The sequence below is a fragment of the Type-D symbiont of Plautia stali genome, from assembly GCF_001485335.1.
Lineage (GTDB): Bacteria > Pseudomonadota > Gammaproteobacteria > Enterobacterales > Enterobacteriaceae > Pantoea > Pantoea vagans_C.
Genome location: NZ_BBOC01000034.1, coordinates 36,680 through 53,261 on the forward strand (window position 1 = coordinate 36,680; position 16,582 = coordinate 53,261).

The window sequence follows — 16,582 nt, forward strand, 5'->3', positions numbered from 1 at the left end:
ATGAGGAGGAAATCCGCGATTTGGAAGCCGGTGCAAAGTTCAGAAAGCGAGCGTTTCAGCGGGTTGCAGACATAAAAAAGCCCCGCAATGCGGGGCTTAAATATCAGACTGTTTCGCTTAGTCTTTACCGCCGCGAGACGCACGCTTACGGTCGTTCTCGGTCAGGTGACGTTTACGAATACGGACTGACTGCGGAGTTACTTCTACCAGTTCGTCATCATCGATGAACTCGATAGCCTGCTCCAGCGTCATTTTCTGCGGTGGAACCAGAGTGGTGGCTTCATCAGTACCTGATGCACGCATGTTGGTCAGTTTCTTACCGGTCAGGCAGTTAACTGTCAGGTCGTTTGAACGGCTGTGAATACCGATGATCTGGCCTTCATACACTTCCGCACCGTGACCCAGGAACAGCTTACCGCGATCCTGCAGGCTGAACAGGGCGAACGCTACCGCTTTACCCTGGCCGTTAGAGATCAGCACGCCGTTCTGACGCTGGCCCACTTCACCCGGACGCACATCGTCGTAGTGGCTGAAGGTGGAGTACAGCAGACCGGTACCTGAAGTCATGGTCATGAATTCGTTACGGAAGCCAATCAGACCACGGCTTGGGATCATGTAGTCAAGACGTACACGGCCCTTACCATCTGGATCCATGTTTTTCAGGTCGCCTTTACGCTCACCCATCGCTTGCATCACAGAACCCTGGTGGGTTTCTTCGATGTCGAGGGTCACGTTTTCGAATGGCTCTTGCTTACGGCCTTCGAATTCACGGAAGATAACTTTCGGACGGGATACCGCCAGCTCGAAACCTTCACGACGCATGTTCTCGATCAGAACAGACAAGTGCAGCTCACCACGACCAGAAACGCGGAACGCATCTGAATCTTCGGTTTCTTCAACGCGCAGTGCCACGTTGTGCACCAGCTCTTTGTTCAGACGCTCCAGGATCTGGCGCGAAGTCACGTACTTACCTTCTTTACCGCAGAAAGGTGAGGTGTTGACGTTAAAGAACATGGTTACGGTTGGTTCATCGACGCTCAGTGCTGGCAACGCTTCAACCTTCTGCGTATCACAGATGGTGTCAGAGATGTTCAGCTCGCCCAGACCGGTTACCGCGATGATATCGCCAGCTTCAGCTTCGGCGCTTTCGATACGTTCCAGACCCAGGTGGCCCAGTACTTTACCGACTTTACCGTTACGGGTTTTGCCTTCGCTATCAATGATAGTGACTTGCTGGTTCGGCTTGATTTTACCGCGCTTGATGCGGCCAATGCCGATAACACCCAGGTAGTTGTTGTAGTCCAGCTGCGAGATCTGCATCTGCAGTGGTGCTTCAACTTCAACCTGTGGCGGAGAAACACGATCCACAATCGCCTGGTACAGCGGGGTCATGTCGTCAGCCATGTCGTTGTGGTCCAGACCTGCAATACCATTCAGCGCTGAAGCATAAATGATAGGGAAGTCCAGCTGCTCGTCGGTCGCATCGAGGTTAACGAACAGGTCGAAGACCTGATCAACAACCCAATCTGGACGCGCGCCAGGACGGTCAACTTTGTTGATGACTACGATCGGCTTCAAACCATGAGCAAAGGCTTTTTTGGTTACGAAGCGGGTTTGCGGCATAGGGCCATCCATCGCATCTACAACCAGCAGCACCGAATCCACCATGGACATAACGCGCTCCACTTCACCACCGAAGTCGGCGTGTCCTGGGGTATCAACGATGTTGATACGGTAGTCGTTCCATTTGATGGCGGTGTTTTTTGCGAGGATGGTAATCCCACGCTCTTTCTCCAAATCGTTGGAGTCCATTACGCGCTCAGTCGCTTCGGTACGGGCATCAAAAGTACCGGACTGTTGTAAGAGTTTGTCAACCAGGGTGGTCTTACCATGGTCAACGTGCGCGATAATGGCGATGTTACGCAAATTTTCGATCACAGCTTTGCCTCAGGCATTATAGAAATAACGCGGTATTGTACACGGATTAAGCGAAAGACTGAACATGATCACAGTATTCACTTAAAGTTTCTCATAGTGCTGTTTTTTAGCACCAATAACGGTGCATTAATCTGCACTGTGATGGTGTTTTGCACCTTTTTGGGGCGCAATTTCATCCATGGAGCACCAAATTAGTGCGTATCATCCATACTGGTGCAGTGGTCGACTCACCAAAGAGCGCGCCACAGCGCCATTTTCACCATTGTAATAAAGTTGGCACAGAATTCGCTTTATATCTTTTAAGCGAAAACGACAGTTATAAAACGGTTGAAAGAGCTTGCCGAGATCTTGGTTAGGTAATGGTCAGAAGTCGTGACACATTCCAGGCAACGAAGTTCTCTCACCATGACGATAATGACCATTTCCAGGAGAGTTGAGTATGTCCGCTGAACACGTTCTCTCGATGATGAACGAACACGAAGTTAAGTTTGTTGACCTGCGTTTTACCGATACCAAAGGTAAAGAACAGCACGTTACTATCCCTGCGCACCAGGTTAACGCTGACTTCTTCGAAGAAGGCAAAATGTTCGATGGCTCATCCATCGGCGGCTGGAAAGGCATTAACGAATCAGACATGGTGCTGATGCCGGATGCGACCACTGCGGTGATGGATCCGTTCTTCGAAGACTCTACCCTGATCATTCGTTGCGACATCCTCGAGCCAGGCACACTGCAGGGCTACGACCGTGACCCACGCTCCATTGCTAAGCGTGCAGAAGAGTTCCTGCGTTCTTCAGGCATCGCGGATACCGTGCTGTTTGGACCAGAGCCAGAGTTCTTCCTGTTCGATGACATTCGTTTCGGTTCATCTACCTCAGGTTCACACGTTGCTATCGACGATATCGAAGCAGCATGGAACACCGGTAAAGAATACGAAGGCGGTAACAAAGGTCACCGTCCAGGTCTGAAAGGCGGTTACTTCCCAGTTCCACCAGTCGACTCAGCTCAGGACATCCGTTCTGCTATGTGTCTGACCATGGAGCAGATGGGTCTGGTGGTTGAAGCTCACCACCACGAAGTGGCAACTGCTGGTCAGAACGAAGTGGCAACCCGCTTCAACACCATGACCAAAAAAGCTGACGAAATTCAGATCTACAAATACGTGGTGCACAACGTTGCTCACGCGTACGGCAAAACTGCAACCTTCATGCCTAAGCCAATGTTCGGCGATAACGGTTCTGGTATGCACTGCCACATGTCCCTGTCAAAAGGCGGCGTGAACCTGTTCTCTGGCGACAAGTACGGCGGCCTGTCTGAAACTGCTCTGTTCTACATCGGCGGTATCATCAAGCACGCTAAAGCGATCAACGCCCTGGCGAACCCAACCACTAACTCATACAAGCGTCTGGTCCCAGGCTACGAAGCACCTGTTATGCTGGCTTACTCTGCCCGTAACCGTTCTGCTTCTATCCGTATTCCAGTGGTTGCAAGCCCGAAAGCTCGTCGTATCGAAGCGCGCTTCCCGGATCCAGCGGCTAACCCATACTTGGCGTTCACTGCACTGCTGATGGCGGGTCTTGATGGTGTTATCAACAAGATCCACCCTGGCGATGCCATGGACAAAAACCTGTATGACCTGCCTCCGGAAGAAGAAGCTGAGATTCCAAAAGTTGCAGGTTCTCTGGAAGAAGCACTGAACGCACTGAACGAAGACCGCGAGTTCCTGACCCGTGGCGGCGTGTTCACTGATGACGCTATCGATGCGTACATTGAACTGCGTAAGCCAGAAGTTGACCGTGTGCGCATGACTCCGCACCCAGTTGAGTTCGAACTGTACTACAGCGTTTAATTTAAAAAATTCGGCTTCATGCGCCGCTTTTTTGGCGGCGCACAGAGTCTGAAAACTTTTTATATTGCCGTGGAAACTTTGGCCCATCTCCGGATGGGCTTTTTTCTCCGCGCAAATACCGTTTCAAAGACAGATTTCCGTCCTAAAAGGCTATAATGCACTAACTTAGTGCAGAGGAACGCTGTATGGCTACTGGCACGCTGCCCGACGCGGGGCAGATACTCAACTCTCTAATCAACAGTATTTTGCTGGTCGATAACGATCTGGTTATCCATTATGCCAACCCGGCAGCTCAGCAATTACTGGCGCAAAGCTCACGCAAATTGTTCGGCACGCCATTACCGGAATTAACCGGCTATTTTTCGCTGAATATTGAGGTGATGAGCGAGAGTCTTGGAGCAGGCCAGGGCTTTACCGACAGCGAAGTCACTTTGGTGGTTGATGGCCGGGCGCACATTATGTCGCTGACGGCGCAACGACTGCCCGATGGTCTTATTTTGCTGGAAATGGCGCCGATGGATAATCAACGTCGCCTGAGCCAGGAACAGTTGCAACATGCACAGCAGGTCGCAGCCCGCGATTTAGTGCGCGGACTGGCACATGAAATTAAAAACCCGCTGGGTGGATTACGCGGCGCGGCACAATTATTAACCCGTGCCCTGCCCGATCCGTCGCTGCATGAATATACCCGGATCATCATTGAACAGGCGGACCGCCTGCGCAATCTGGTCGATCGCTTACTCGGGCCACAACAGCCGGGTATGCACGTTACACAAAGCATTCATCAGGTGGCCGAGCGCGTGGTCAACCTGGTCTCAATGGAGTTACCGGACAATGTCTCGCTGGTGCGTGATTACGACCCCAGCCTGCCAGAACTGCCGCATGACCCTGACCAGATTGAGCAGGTGCTGCTTAATGTAGTGCGTAATGCCCTGCAAGCGCTGGGTGAGGAAGGCGGCACTATCGTCATCCGCACGCGCACTGCTTTCCAACTGACGCTGCACGGCACACGTTATCGCTTAGTGGCACGCATTGATATTGAAGATGATGGCCCAGGCATACCTGCCCAGCTACAAGATACGCTGTTCTATCCGATGGTCAGCGGACGCGAAGGGGGCACGGGTTTAGGTCTCTCCATCGCCCGCAGTCTGATCGATCAGCATTCAGGAAAAATAGAATTTAACAGTTGGCCAGGACACACCGAATTCTCGGTCTACCTGCCTATTCGCCAGTGAGGTTTCTATGCAACGAGGGATAGTCTGGATCGTCGATGACGATAGCTCCATCCGCTGGGTGCTTGAACGTGCGCTCACTGGAGCCGGTTTGAGCTGCGCAACATTTGACAGCGCCAATGAGGTGCTGGATGCACTCTCAAGTAAAACCCCAGATGTATTGTTATCAGATATTCGCATGCCGGGCATGGATGGGCTGGCGTTGCTGAAACAAATTAAACAGCGTCATCCTATGCTGCCGGTGATCATCATGACCGCGCATTCGGATTTGGATGCCGCAGTGAGCGCCTATCAGCAGGGTGCGTTTGATTACCTGCCAAAACCGTTTGATATCGATGAGGCGGTGGCACTGGTTGAACGTGCGATTAGCCATTATCAGGAGCAGCAGCAGCCGCGCAATCAGCCGGTGAGCGGCCCCACTACCGATATCATTGGCGAAGCGCCAGCGATGCAGGATGTGTTCCGTATAATTGGCCGCTTGTCGCGCTCGTCGATCAGTGTGCTGATTAACGGCGAATCAGGTACCGGTAAAGAGTTGGTGGCGCATGCGCTGCATCGCCATAGCCCGCGGGCTAAATCACCGTTTATCGCGCTGAATATGGCTGCCATTCCTAAAGACCTGATCGAATCCGAGCTGTTCGGACACGAGAAAGGTGCCTTTACCGGGGCAAACCAGATTCGTCAGGGTCGCTTTGAGCAAGCTGACGGCGGTACGCTGTTCCTCGATGAAATCGGTGATATGCCGCTCGATGTGCAGACCCGCTTGTTACGCGTTTTGGCTGATGGCCAGTTTTATCGCGTGGGCGGCTATGCGCCGGTGAAAGTGGACGTACGCATCATCGCGGCAACCCACCAAAACCTTGAATTGCGCGTGCAGGAAGGCAAGTTCCGTGAAGACTTGTTCCACCGTCTCAACGTGATTCGTGTCCATCTGCCGCCACTGCGCGAGCGTCGTGAAGACATCCCTCGTCTGGCGCGCTACTTCCTGCAGGTGGCTGCGCGTGAGTTGGGTGTGGAAGCGAAAATTCTGCACCAGGAGACGGAAACCGCACTGACGCGTCTGCATTGGTCCGGTAACGTGCGCCAGCTGGAGAACACCTGCCGTTGGTTAACCGTAATGGCTGCGGGCCAGGAAGTGTTGATTCAGGACCTGCCGCCGGAACTGTTTGAGTCGAGCACGCCAGATAGCCCTGTGCAGTCACTGCCGGATAGCTGGGCAACACTGCTGGCACAATGGGCGGACCGCGCGCTGCGTTCCGGTCATCAAAACCTGCTCTCTGAAGCTCAGCCGGAAATGGAGCGTACGCTGCTCACCACCGCACTGCGCCACACTCAGGGGCACAAGCAGGAAGCCGCACGGTTACTCGGTTGGGGTCGAAATACGCTGACGCGTAAATTGAAAGAACTGGGTATGGAGTAAGATTGCAGCTTAGTGCAACCGCAGGCGGCCTTCAGGCCGCCTTTTGTTTTTATATCACACGTGAAAATTGCTGCAGGCGGGCTTTCTGGCGCAGGTAACGATCAAAGCACATGCAGATATTGCGAATCAGCAAACGTCCAATCCCCGTTACCTGCAGGCTGCGCCCCTGCTGTTCCAGCAAGCCATCGGCGATTAACGGCGCAAGCAGCGCTAAATCCTCTGCGAAATAGTCGTCAAAATCGATTGGCCATTGCGCCTCAATGGCAGAAAAATCCAGAGAGAAATTACAGATCAGCGCTTTGATCACATCGCGGCGCAGGCAATCATCATCGCTTAACGTCAGGCCGCGCCACAAGGCATTGCCACGCTGCTCAACGTCGCGATAATACGCCTTCAAATCTTTCTGGTTCTGCGCATAGCCGTCACCCAGCATACTGATCGCCGACACCCCGAAACCGAGCAGATCGCTCTCTCCCTGGGTGGTGTAACCCTGGAAGTTGCGATGAAGCACACCGGCACGCTGTGCCACAGCCAGCTCATCATCTGGCTTGGCAAAGTGATCCATCCCAATGAATTGGTAGCCCGCGCGGGTTAAGGTTGCGATAGTTTGCTGCAGAATCAGCAACTTCTGGGCGGCGCTGGGCAGTTCATCATCTTTGATCTTACGTTGCGCCGCGAACAGGGTGGGCATATGCGCATAGTTAAACACGCTAAGGCGGTCGGGATTGAGTGCGATTACCCGCTGCAAGGTAAAAGCAAAGCTCTCTGGCGTTTGCAACGGCAGGCCGTAGATCAAATCGAGACTCACGGAACGGAACCCCTGCGCCCGAGCACGCTCGACCAGGGCAAAGATGGTCTCTTCATCCTGAACGCGGTTAACACGCTCCTGCACGGCTTTGTTGAAGTCCTGCACGCCCATGCTCAGTCGGTTAAACCCCTCGGCACGCAGATGATCGATCATCTCCAGTTCAATTTCACGTGGATCGACCTCGATCGACATTTCAACATCATCCGCAATGTCAAAATGGCTGCGTAATAGCGCCACCAGCCGGCTCACCTGTGCCGGGTTAAGAAAGGTTGGCGTGCCGCCGCCCCAGTGTAGTTGGGTTACGCGACGACCAGCAAACAGCGGGGCTCGCTGACGGATTTCCTGTTCAAGCACATCAAGATAGCGGTCTGCCTTGTGCAACTGGCGCGTGACAATCTTATTGCAACCGCAGAAATAGCACAGACGATGGCAGAATGGGATGTGTACATACAGTGACAGAGAGCGCTCAAGATAGCGTTCGACGGCATGCTGAAATGCCGCCTCGCCGAAGTTTTCATTAAACTCCAACGCGGTGGGATAAGAGGTGTAGCGCGGGCCTGCGTAATTGTATTTTTCAATCAGGCGCTGATCCCATTCAATCTGCTGCGATGACATGCTCACTCCTTACGGTGACGTCGTCTGAGAGAGGGTCGCGTAGCAGAAGAGTGGATGAAGCGGTGAGCCGAACGCCGGCGTATACGCGACTTCAGACGCGACAGGCGGCGTAGTTTAAACAATAACCACAGCAGATAACATGTCAGTAGCAGCGCTAAAATTGATCCAGGCCAAAGCATAAGCGAATACCTGTTTAGCGCGGCATGCGGTAACACGCATGCCGATCAAAAAGTGCCTTAGTTGCCCTTTAACAGGCGCATCATATCTACTTCCGCCTGTTCATCTTCCGCTTCGTCATCCAAGGCAATGCCCAGGGTTTCCATCAGCTCGTCGATGCGGTCTAAGGTTTGGTCCAGCCAGGCCTGATCTTCGCCGCTCAGCATCTCGCCATTTTCCAGACGATCCAGCAGCGTATCCAGACGCTCATCATTTTCCAGCTTGGCCAGCTCTTCCTGCGGCGTTAAACGCACTTTTTCCGCTTTCGGCTTGGGTTGCGCGGCGGGTTTCTTCTCTGGCTGAGTTTTACCATCGGCCACCAGCGCAATCGGCTTTTTGCTGCCTACGCGTGGGTCCTGGCTTTTTTTACCCTGGCCTTTATTTGCGGCTTGCACTTCCGGATTGGCACGGCTGCCAGATTTGTGGCCACTGTGTTTTTTATCGCGTTTGCGGTCGCGCGCTTCCTGGTTGAGTTCTTCACGCGATTTGCGCTTGGCTTTTGCAGCAGGTTTGCCACGCGGGGCTGATGCAGGTTGCTTCATGGTGTCCGGTCTCAGTGATGCTAAGTGAATTCAGTATAGAATTGCGGCGAAATCTAGCAGAAAGCGGGCAAAGAAAAAAGGCGATAGCCTATGCTATCGCCTTATTTCGCACCTTCTCATGAAGGAATTACGGTATCAATCCTTTACGGCTCACCACGTCCCGGTTGCTCCTTCGCCCCATCGCTCCTGCGAGTATTCCTTTTCCTTGTCTGACTCGTGCCTGAATCACTTCCTGCCATGCTCTTGGTCTTCCCCGACACTCCTGAGCGCATCATCCTGATGGGTGCTGCCGTGCACTGACACTCAATGTAGACCAATCAGTAAAATGAACAAGTGAGACTTGTCTCTTATTTAGAGCGGTCTTTTTCATCATTCCATTAACACCATGATTATTAACAACAAGTCTTAATGTGAACATTTCATTAAGCGGTAATGACTGGCAGTAACAATCGTTGATCTCTTACAAAATAGCGCGTTAAGACGCCATCGGGCACTTTTGCGCCATAACAGGTATAATCAGCCCAATTGCCGAATCACTCTGCTGGAGTTTTACTTTGTCTGCTTTGAACTATCACATGACCCATTTTATGCTCAGCGCCCCGGATATTCGCCATTTGCCGGCGGATGCGGGCATTGAAGTCGCCTTTGCCGGGCGCTCTAATGCGGGCAAATCCAGCGCACTGAACACCCTGACCAATCAGAAAGGTCTGGCACGTACCAGTAAAACGCCTGGTCGTACCCAGCTCATCAACCTGTTTGAAGTGGTTGATGGTAAGCGCTTAGTGGACTTGCCAGGTTACGGTTACGCGGAAGTACCGGAAGAAATGAAGCGCAAGTGGCAGCGCGCACTGTCTGAATATTTGCAGAAACGTCAGGCACTGAAAGGCTTGGTGGTGCTGATGGATATCCGCCATCCATTGAAAGACCTTGATCAGAACATGATTGAGTGGGCCGTTCAGAGTGGCATTCCGGTGCTGGTACTGTTAACTAAAGCGGATAAGCTGGCCTCAGGCGCGCGTAAAGCACAGCTCAAGATGGTGCGTGAAGCTGCATTGGGCTTTATGGGTGATGTGCAGGTCGAGATGTTCTCATCGTTGAAAAAGCTGGGTGTGGATATCGTTCGTCAAAAGCTGGACAGCTGGTTCGCTGAACTGGAACCGGCGCAGGAAGGCGATAGCGAAGCACCATCCGCCTAATCTCTCCGGCGGGTTTATCAGCCCGCTTTTCAGAAAAAGCCCAATAAAAAACGCCCCAGTCATAAATGACTGGGGCGGCTAAATATTCAGCCAAATCCGATTACGTGAAGTAAAAGGTCTGAAAGATAGAACATCTTACCTCTGTACCCTACGCGATGAACTTTACCTGATTTTTCCTGACCGACAAAGGTTTTTTTGTTGTTAAGTTTCAGGATTCGACATCTTTTTTACCAGGTTCGTCACACTTTGGCTTAAGGCATGTAGTTTAATTACTAAAAAAATGCTTAGGGGATAAGCAGTTACCCAACGTGCATTTTACAAGCGACTTTGCGGGTTTGCTGAACCGATTAATCAAACTTTTTTCTTATGATGATGTCAGCGGCACCGAGATGCCGCCAACATTCACCTGTTAGTGTGCCTGATCCCAGTTATCACCCGTTCCGACTTCAACCTGCAGCGGTACATCCAACTTCATGCTGCTCTCCATCAGTTGACGGATCGTCGCACTGGCACTCTCAACCGCATCATTGCGGATCTCGAACACCAATTCATCGTGTACCTGCATGATCATCTGCACTGCATCATCATTCTGCTGTTGTAACCATCCATCCACTGCAATCATCGCGCGTTTAATGATATCTGCTGCCGTGCCTTGCATCGGGGCATTAATCGCCGCACGCTCCGCCGCTTTACGACGAATGGCGTTGCTAGAATTGATGTCCGGCAGCCACAGACGGCGGCCCTCAAGCGTTTCAACGTAGCCCTTCTCCGCAGCTTGCGCACGCGTCTCTTCCATATAGCGCAGCACGCCCGGATAACGTTCGAAATAGAGATCCATATACTTCTTCGCTTCGCCGGCACCGATATTCAGCTGACGCGATAAACCAAATGCGCTCATGCCATAGATCAAACCAAAGTTAATCGCTTTGGCACTGCGACGCTGCTCCCCTGACACCTTACTCAGCGCCACACCAAACACTTCTGACGCCGTGGCACGGTGAATGTCTTCTCCCTGCGCAAAGGCATCCAGCAAGCCTTTATCCTGTGACAGGTGCGCCATAATACGCAGTTCAATTTGCGAGTAGTCAGCCGCCACAATGCGCTTATCCGCACCCGCTATAAACGCCTGGCGAATACGACGACCTTCATCATTACGCACCGGGATATTTTGCAGGTTCGGATCGGTGGAAGAGAGACGCCCGGTTGCGGTAACTGCCTGATGATAAGAGGTATGGACGCGACCGGTTTTCGGATTGATCATCAGTGGCAATTTGTCGGTATAGGTCGATTTCAGCTTCGACAGACCACGGTGCTCCAAAATCACTTTTGGCAGCGGATAGTCGAGAGCCAGCTCCGCCAGCACTTCTTCACTGGTTGATGGGGCACCGCCCGGCGTTTTCTTGGTGGGTTTAATGCCCTGCTTTTCAAACAGAATGGTTTGCAACTGTTTGGTAGAAGAGAGATTAAACGGCTCACCGGCTAATTCGTGTGCCTTCAGCTCAAGCTCAGCCAAACGGGTGGTCAGCTCCTGCGAATGTTTCGCCAGAATGTTTTGATCGATCAACACGCCGTTACGCTCAACACGAGAAATCACCGTAACCAGCGGCATTTCGATGTCGGTAAATACCTGCTTCGGCCCCGCTTCCTGCTCCAGCTTTGGCCACATTTGCATGTGCAGCTGCAGCGTGACATCGGCGTCTTCTGCGGCGTAGTGAGCGGCCTGCTCAATCGCAATCTGGTTGAAGGTCAGCTGATTTTTGCCTTTTCCGGCAATCTCTTCAAAGGTCACGGTTTTGTGGTTCAACCAGCGCGCCGCCAGGCTGTCCATATCATGTTTACCGCCAACGCTGTTCAGACAGTAAGACTCCAGCATGGTGTCGAATTTAATGCCTTTCAGCTCAATGTCGTAATTCTTGAGCACGCCGCGGTCGTACTTGAGGTTTTGCCCCACTTTCGCGGCTTTGGCATCTTCAAGCAGCGGTTTCAGCTGTTTCAGGACGTCGGTGCGGTCCAGCTGGTCTGGTGCATCAAGATAGTCATGGCCCACCGGAAGATAAGCCGCTTCACCCGGCGCGATCGCAAAGGAGAGACCAATAATGTTGGCGCTCCAGTTATCCAGCGAATCGGTTTCCAAATCGAAGGCAAACAGCTCCGCATTTTTCAGCTTTTGCAGCCACTCGTCGAAGGTCGCCTGATCAAGAATGGTGACGTAGCCATCCGATGACAGCACGCTGGCTGTTTCCGCGGCTGCGGCCACAGGTTCACTTGCCAGTGATTTCTGAGCCTGGGTATTGCTCTTCTTACCCTGAAGCCAGGTGCCATCCTGTAAATCGGTGATCCAGCGTTTGAACTCGTAACGGCCAAACAAAGTTTGCAGCGCTTCGACGTCAGGCTCGTTAACCGTGAGCTGCTCACAGCCCAGCTCCAGCTCAACGTCGGTCTTAATCGTCGCCAGCTGATAAGAGAGGAAAGCCACCTCACGGTTTTGCTCCAGCTTCGCCGCCATGGTTTTCGCGCCACGGAACGAAAGATCGGCCACTTTATCGAGATTGTCGTAAATCGACTGCATGCCGCCTAACCCTTGCAGCAGTGCTTGTGCCGTCTTCTCTCCCACGCCCGGCACACCGGGAATATTGTCCGAGCTATCGCCCATCATGGCCAGGAAATCGATAATCAGTGACGGCGGAACACCATATTTCTGCTCAACCTCTTCCGGACCCAGCACCGTATTGGTCATGGTGTTAATCAGCGTGATGCCCGGCGTGACCAGCTGCGCCATGTCTTTATCACCGGTACTGATCAACACTGCACGGCCTTGCTTCTCGGCTTCCAGCGCCAGTGTACCGATAACATCATCGGCCTCAACGCCAGTTACAGCCAATAATGGCAGACCCATCGCTTTAACCATCTCATGCAGCGGTTCAATCTGTGCACGCAGATCGTCAGGCATCGGCGGACGGTGAGATTTGTAGTGCTCGAATAACTCATCACGGAAGGTTTTGCCTTTCGCATCGAAGACAACAGCCACGTGGCTCGGCTGATACTGCATCAACAGGCTTTTCAGCATGTTGAGCACACCATACATGGCGCCTGTTGGCTCGCCAGCACTGTTGGTTAACGGCGGAAAGGCATGATATGCCCGATAGAGATAAGAGGAGCCGTCTACCAGAATCAGAGGGTTTTCTGCAATTTGCGCCATAGGTTCGTATTTTCTTCGTTGCGATAATGAGGGCTATAAGGATGCCACAACCAGAGAAGAATGTTGAATCTGTGCGGGGAAGTCAGGATCTTTTTCGCGGTTACGCGGAGCGGATCGCAAGGATCGGGTTGTGGATAACTTTGTGCGTAAAAATCATAACGTATTGTTATTTACGTTAATTGCAATCATTTTACTGATAAAAAAACTTTATATTCAGATAGTTATCAACTTACCGTGATGCACAACACCTTTTTAAAAAGGTGATCGTCCATGTGGATATTAAGCGGAGGGTTAACAGGAGTATGAGTGTTGCGCAGTGATAATGGCGATAAAACGCCGACATTGTCGGCGTTTTATCAAGCTTGATTACTTCTTCTCAACCAGGAACTTCACTACGTTGGCATAATCAGCAACGAAATTGTCCATAGAGCTGGTATCAAGGCCGCCATTGTTGACCATGTATTTGCCGTTAACGAAGATCGCAGGCACACCTTGCAAGTTCAGGTCAGAGGCTGCTTTCTGCTGCTGCGCCACCAACGCTTTTACCGCAAAGCTGTTCCATGCGGCATCATAATCTTCAGAAGAGATGCCCGCCGCCTGGATGAAGGTCGCTTTCAGGCTTGCTGCATCGGTGATGGTTTGGGTTTTCTGGATGCCATCGAAAATCGGTGCAGTGACTTTGCTTTCCACGCCCAACGCCATCGCTACAGCCCACGCCTGAGTAACGACTGGGCCGAAATCGCCGCCCAGGAAATCAACGTGATATTTCGTCACTTTGGTGTCAGCTGGCAGGTTCTTTTTCACTGCATCACTCACGTGATAAACACGTTCGAACTGGTAGCAGTGTGGGCAGAAGAAGGAGAAGAACTCCAGCACCTGCGGTTCACCCGCAACCGGCTTTGGCAGCGTAACAAACTGTTTGCCGTCGTTAAACTGTGCGGCTGAAGCGCCAAATGCCAGCATTAATCCTACCAGCGCAAACATAATCTTTTTCATCGTGAAAAAATCTCCTGAGTACTTCATTAAAATTGCGGGCTAAGCTGCAACGGGGGTTGATGTAACAGCCTCTCCTGCTCGATAAATAGTGCAATCTGTCGGCGCCAGAAATCCTCATCGGTCATCCAGGGAAAAGCGCGCGGAAAAGCGGGATCCTGCCAACGGCGTACCACCCAGGCCAAATAATAAACCATGCGCATAGCGCGTAAAGGCTCAATCAGTGACAATTCATGTAAATCGAAGTCACTGAATTCATTATAAGCTTCCAGCAGAATGTCCCATTGGATCAGTTGCTCCTGACGATCGCCATTCACCAACATCCATAAATCCTGCACGGCCGGGCCGTTACGCGCGTCATCCAGATCGACAAACATCGGGCCATCGCGCCATAGAATATTACCCGGATGGCAGTCACCGTGCAGCCGAAGAGGTTGCCATTGGCTATGCCAACACTGCTGCAGCGTGCTGCTGAGTTTATCTACGGCGTTCAGCAGTGCGTCTTTCAGCGCACCAGGCACCAGTGTGCTTTGCTCCAGTTCCCGACGAGGCTGGAACACATACTCTTCCAGACCCATTGTTGGGCGCTGCTGAAACAGACTCTGACGACCGGTTTGATGGATGCGGCCCAGAAAACGCCCCACCCACTCCATCTGTTCTTCGTTATCTGTTTCATATTGTCGTCCTCCCAGACTGGGGAAAACGGCAAACATAAATCCGGCATGCTGGTTCAGCGTGCTGCCTTGCAGCGTCAATGGCGCTGCCACCGGAACTTCATCTGCCAGCAGATCCCGTGTGAACTGATGCTCTTCATGAATCTGCTGCGCACTCCAGCGTTGTGGACGATAAAACTTGGCCACATAGCGACGCTTTTCATCATCGCTGAACTGATAAACACGGTTCTCGTAGCTATTGAGGGCGGTTAGGCCTGATTCGACACGCAGACCCGCATCCCAAAGTGCATCGAGGATGACATCAGGGTCCAGCGTCTGGAAAGTAAAGGCAGCTTCGCTCATCATTTTGTCTGTAGGTTACCGTTGCAAGTCATGCGCAAGGATAACACTACTCATCATCCTTAATCACACCGCGCGCACGTAATAGCGCAGTTTTGAAGTCCACTTCGTGATCCTTTTTCAGTCCGGGAATTTCAGCATGGCTGTCAGCATCACGCATCTTGAGATGGTAAATCAATACATCATCGGTTAATTCACTTAATGGGCCACTGAAACCGGATTCCTGCGCCAATTTTTGTAAAAATGCCAGCAGGTTAAGATCCGACTCCTTTTGCCATGCCGGTTGCAGGAGTTCGAGAAGTTCATTAAGGCGGTGATATTTCATCGTTGATTCCTTTACGCAGGTGGTACGCTGCCGTGATGCAAGTATCGTCCAGAATGACTAAGGAGACGAAAATGACAGCATTGACTGGCGTGATCCTCGCCGGTGGGCAAGGCAGCCGTATGGGAGGTCAAGATAAAGGGCTGCTGGAACTGCAGGGCAAACCGCTTTATCAGCACGTTCTGCAGCGATTCATGCCGCAGGTCAATATTGTGTTGATAAGCGCGAACCGTAACATTGATCGTTATCAGCATAGCGGCTGTCAGGTGATTACTGATTCTATGTCTGATTTCCCAGGGCCTCTGGCTGGCATGCTGAGTGGTTTGCAGCACAGCAAAACCGAATGGGTCGCCTTTTGCGCCTGTGATACGCCCTGGCTTCCAGAGGATTTCGTCGCACGTTTATGGCAGCAGCGCGGCAATGCCCCCGCTGTCTGGGTACGTTCGACGCAGCGCGATCATCCCGCATTAGCGCTGGTTCATCGATCATTAGCCGATGATCTGGAAGCCTGGCTGTTACGCGGTGAGCGACGTTTAATGCAGTTCCTACGGGAGCACGGCGGCCATGCGGTGACATTTACCGATCCTGAGTCGGCGTTTCGCAACATCAATACCCCGGACGATTTGATGAATGAGGAGAACCTGTCATGAGCGTGCCGTTGCTGGCAGTTGTGGCATGGAGCGGTACAGGAAAAACCACCTTGTTACAGCAGGTTATCCCTTTGCTAAAGGAACGAGGCATCCGTACAGGGTTAATCAAGCACACTCACCATCAAATGGATATAGATACACCGGGAAAGGACAGCTATTTGCTGCGAAAAGCGGGTGCCGACCAAGTGATCGTCGCCAGTAACCAACGCTGGGCTTTGATGTGTGAAACCCCGGATCAGCCGTTAGATTTGACGGCGTTAGCGGCCAAAATGGACAGTTCAATCTTGGATTTGGTGCTGGTTGAAGGCTTTAAGGGCGAACCGGTGCCCAAAATTGCCCTCTGGCGGCACGGTGTTAAAGGTGGGGTGACCGATTTATTGGATGAATACGTGATTGCTGTGGCAAGCGATGAGAAATTGGCAATCAACCTTCCTCTCCTTGATATTAATCAAACAGTTAAGGTGGCTGATTTTATTGAAGAGTGGCTGAAAAGAGGCCAATAAACAGAGATTTTTTGGAAGAGGTGGCTGAATTTTAGACGTAAAAAAGCCCTCGACTTACGTTCTAGGCGTTTTACTTTGTTTGTATG

The 16,582-nt window shown here is 52.0% G+C and carries 14 protein-coding genes; 6 read left to right on the forward strand and 8 right to left on the reverse strand.

Annotated features, from left to right (window positions below; translation table 11 throughout):
• Nucleotides 1–117 precede the first annotated feature (117 nt).
• Complete coding sequence (gene typA, locus PSSD_RS12655; protein ID WP_039328069.1) at nucleotides 118–1,938, reverse strand: ribosome-dependent GTPase TypA; 1,821 nt, start codon at nucleotides 1,936–1,938, stop codon at nucleotides 118–120.
• A gap of 439 nt (nucleotides 1,939–2,377) precedes the next feature.
• On the opposite strand from typA, the gene glnA reads away from it, so the two are divergent.
• From glnA to glnG, 3 genes are all read left to right on the forward strand, one after another.
• Nucleotides 2,378–3,787: a glutamate--ammonia ligase gene (gene glnA / locus PSSD_RS12660; protein WP_007885243.1), complete on the forward strand. Its 1,410-nt coding sequence runs from the start codon at nucleotides 2,378–2,380 to the stop codon at nucleotides 3,785–3,787.
• A 185-nt stretch (nucleotides 3,788–3,972) separates the two neighbouring features.
• Complete coding sequence (gene glnL / locus PSSD_RS12665; RefSeq protein WP_039328063.1) at nucleotides 3,973–5,022, forward strand: nitrogen regulation protein NR(II); 1,050 nt, start codon at nucleotides 3,973–3,975, stop codon at nucleotides 5,020–5,022.
• Nucleotides 5,023–5,029: 7 nt separating this feature from the next.
• Nucleotides 5,030–6,439: a nitrogen regulation protein NR(I) gene (gene glnG, locus PSSD_RS12670; protein WP_039328060.1), complete on the forward strand. Its 1,410-nt coding sequence runs from the start codon at nucleotides 5,030–5,032 to the stop codon at nucleotides 6,437–6,439.
• Between the two features lie 49 nt (nucleotides 6,440–6,488).
• Here glnG and hemN read toward each other — a convergent pair whose 3' ends face one another.
• Together hemN and yihI are read right to left on the reverse strand one after the other, a co-directional pair.
• Nucleotides 6,489–7,862, reverse strand: a complete 1,374-nt coding sequence (gene hemN, locus PSSD_RS12675; RefSeq protein WP_058972465.1) for an oxygen-independent coproporphyrinogen III oxidase — start codon at nucleotides 7,860–7,862, stop codon at nucleotides 6,489–6,491.
• Between the two features lie 236 nt (nucleotides 7,863–8,098).
• The gene (gene yihI / locus PSSD_RS12680; protein WP_058972466.1) at nucleotides 8,099–8,620 is read right to left on the reverse strand and encodes a Der GTPase-activating protein YihI; all 522 of its coding nucleotides are present in this window, start codon (nucleotides 8,618–8,620) and stop codon (nucleotides 8,099–8,101) included.
• Between the two features lie 554 nt (nucleotides 8,621–9,174).
• Here yihI and yihA point away from each other — a divergent pair.
• Nucleotides 9,175–9,816 (forward strand): ribosome biogenesis GTP-binding protein YihA/YsxC, encoded by a 642-nt coding sequence (gene yihA, locus PSSD_RS12685; RefSeq protein ID WP_039328050.1) that lies wholly within the window; start codon nucleotides 9,175–9,177, stop codon nucleotides 9,814–9,816.
• Between the two features lie 86 nt (nucleotides 9,817–9,902).
• On the opposite strand, the gene spfP is transcribed toward yihA, so the two are convergent.
• The 5 genes from spfP to PSSD_RS12705 all read right to left on the reverse strand — a co-directional run bounded on the left by spfP (nucleotide 9,903) and on the right by PSSD_RS12705 (nucleotide 15,346).
• Nucleotides 9,903–9,950, reverse strand: a complete 48-nt coding sequence (spfP, locus tag PSSD_RS28520; protein ID WP_071892919.1) for a small protein SpfP — start codon at nucleotides 9,948–9,950, stop codon at nucleotides 9,903–9,905.
• A 275-nt stretch (nucleotides 9,951–10,225) separates the two neighbouring features.
• Complete coding sequence (polA, locus tag PSSD_RS12690; protein WP_058972467.1) at nucleotides 10,226–13,015, reverse strand: DNA polymerase I; 2,790 nt, start codon at nucleotides 13,013–13,015, stop codon at nucleotides 10,226–10,228.
• A gap of 366 nt (nucleotides 13,016–13,381) precedes the next feature.
• The gene (gene dsbA, locus PSSD_RS12695) at nucleotides 13,382–14,011 is read right to left on the reverse strand and encodes a thiol:disulfide interchange protein DsbA (protein ID WP_038644001.1); all 630 of its coding nucleotides are present in this window, start codon (nucleotides 14,009–14,011) and stop codon (nucleotides 13,382–13,384) included.
• Nucleotides 14,012–14,037: 26 nt separating this feature from the next.
• Nucleotides 14,038–15,024 (reverse strand): serine/threonine protein kinase, encoded by a 987-nt coding sequence (locus tag PSSD_RS12700; protein WP_039328041.1) that lies wholly within the window; start codon nucleotides 15,022–15,024, stop codon nucleotides 14,038–14,040.
• Between the two features lie 46 nt (nucleotides 15,025–15,070).
• On the reverse strand, nucleotides 15,071–15,346 hold the full coding sequence (locus PSSD_RS12705; RefSeq protein WP_039328039.1) for a YihD family protein: 276 nt from the start codon (nucleotides 15,344–15,346) through the stop codon (nucleotides 15,071–15,073).
• A 71-nt stretch (nucleotides 15,347–15,417) separates the two neighbouring features.
• On the opposite strand from PSSD_RS12705, the gene mobA reads away from it, so the two are divergent.
• Complete coding sequence (mobA, locus tag PSSD_RS12710) at nucleotides 15,418–15,993, forward strand: molybdenum cofactor guanylyltransferase MobA (RefSeq protein WP_039328036.1); 576 nt, start codon at nucleotides 15,418–15,420, stop codon at nucleotides 15,991–15,993.
• Nucleotides 15,990–16,496, forward strand: coding sequence for a molybdopterin-guanine dinucleotide biosynthesis protein MobB (gene mobB / locus PSSD_RS12715; RefSeq protein ID WP_058972468.1), 507 nt, complete (start codon nucleotides 15,990–15,992; stop codon nucleotides 16,494–16,496). The genes mobA and mobB overlap by 4 nt, the downstream gene beginning before the upstream one ends.
• The last annotated feature ends 86 nt before the right edge of the window (nucleotides 16,497–16,582 follow it).

Bases quoted from the DNA above. Each gene is read 5' to 3' on its own strand.
- glnA (WP_007885243.1), top strand. From the start codon at position 2,378: ATGTCCGCTGAACACGTTCTCTCGATGATGAACGAACACGAAGTTAAG.
- glnL (WP_039328063.1), top strand. From the start codon at position 3,973: ATGGCTACTGGCACGCTGCCCGACGCGGGGCAGATACTCAACTCTCTA.
- glnG (WP_039328060.1), top strand. From the start codon at position 5,030: ATGCAACGAGGGATAGTCTGGATCGTCGATGACGATAGCTCCATCCGC.
- hemN (WP_058972465.1), bottom strand. From the start codon at position 7,862: ATGTCATCGCAGCAGATTGAATGGGATCAGCGCCTGATTGAAAAATAC.
- yihI (WP_058972466.1), bottom strand. From the start codon at position 8,620: ATGAAGCAACCTGCATCAGCCCCGCGTGGCAAACCTGCTGCAAAAGCC.
- polA (WP_058972467.1), bottom strand. From the start codon at position 13,015: ATGGCGCAAATTGCAGAAAACCCTCTGATTCTGGTAGACGGCTCCTCT.
- dsbA (WP_038644001.1), bottom strand. From the start codon at position 14,011: ATGAAAAAGATTATGTTTGCGCTGGTAGGATTAATGCTGGCATTTGGC.
- PSSD_RS12700 (WP_039328041.1), bottom strand. From the start codon at position 15,024: ATGAGCGAAGCTGCCTTTACTTTCCAGACGCTGGACCCTGATGTCATC.
- PSSD_RS12705 (WP_039328039.1), bottom strand. From the start codon at position 15,346: ATGAAATATCACCGCCTTAATGAACTTCTCGAACTCCTGCAACCGGCA.
- mobA (WP_039328036.1), top strand. From the start codon at position 15,418: ATGACAGCATTGACTGGCGTGATCCTCGCCGGTGGGCAAGGCAGCCGT.
- mobB (WP_058972468.1), top strand. From the start codon at position 15,990: ATGAGCGTGCCGTTGCTGGCAGTTGTGGCATGGAGCGGTACAGGAAAA.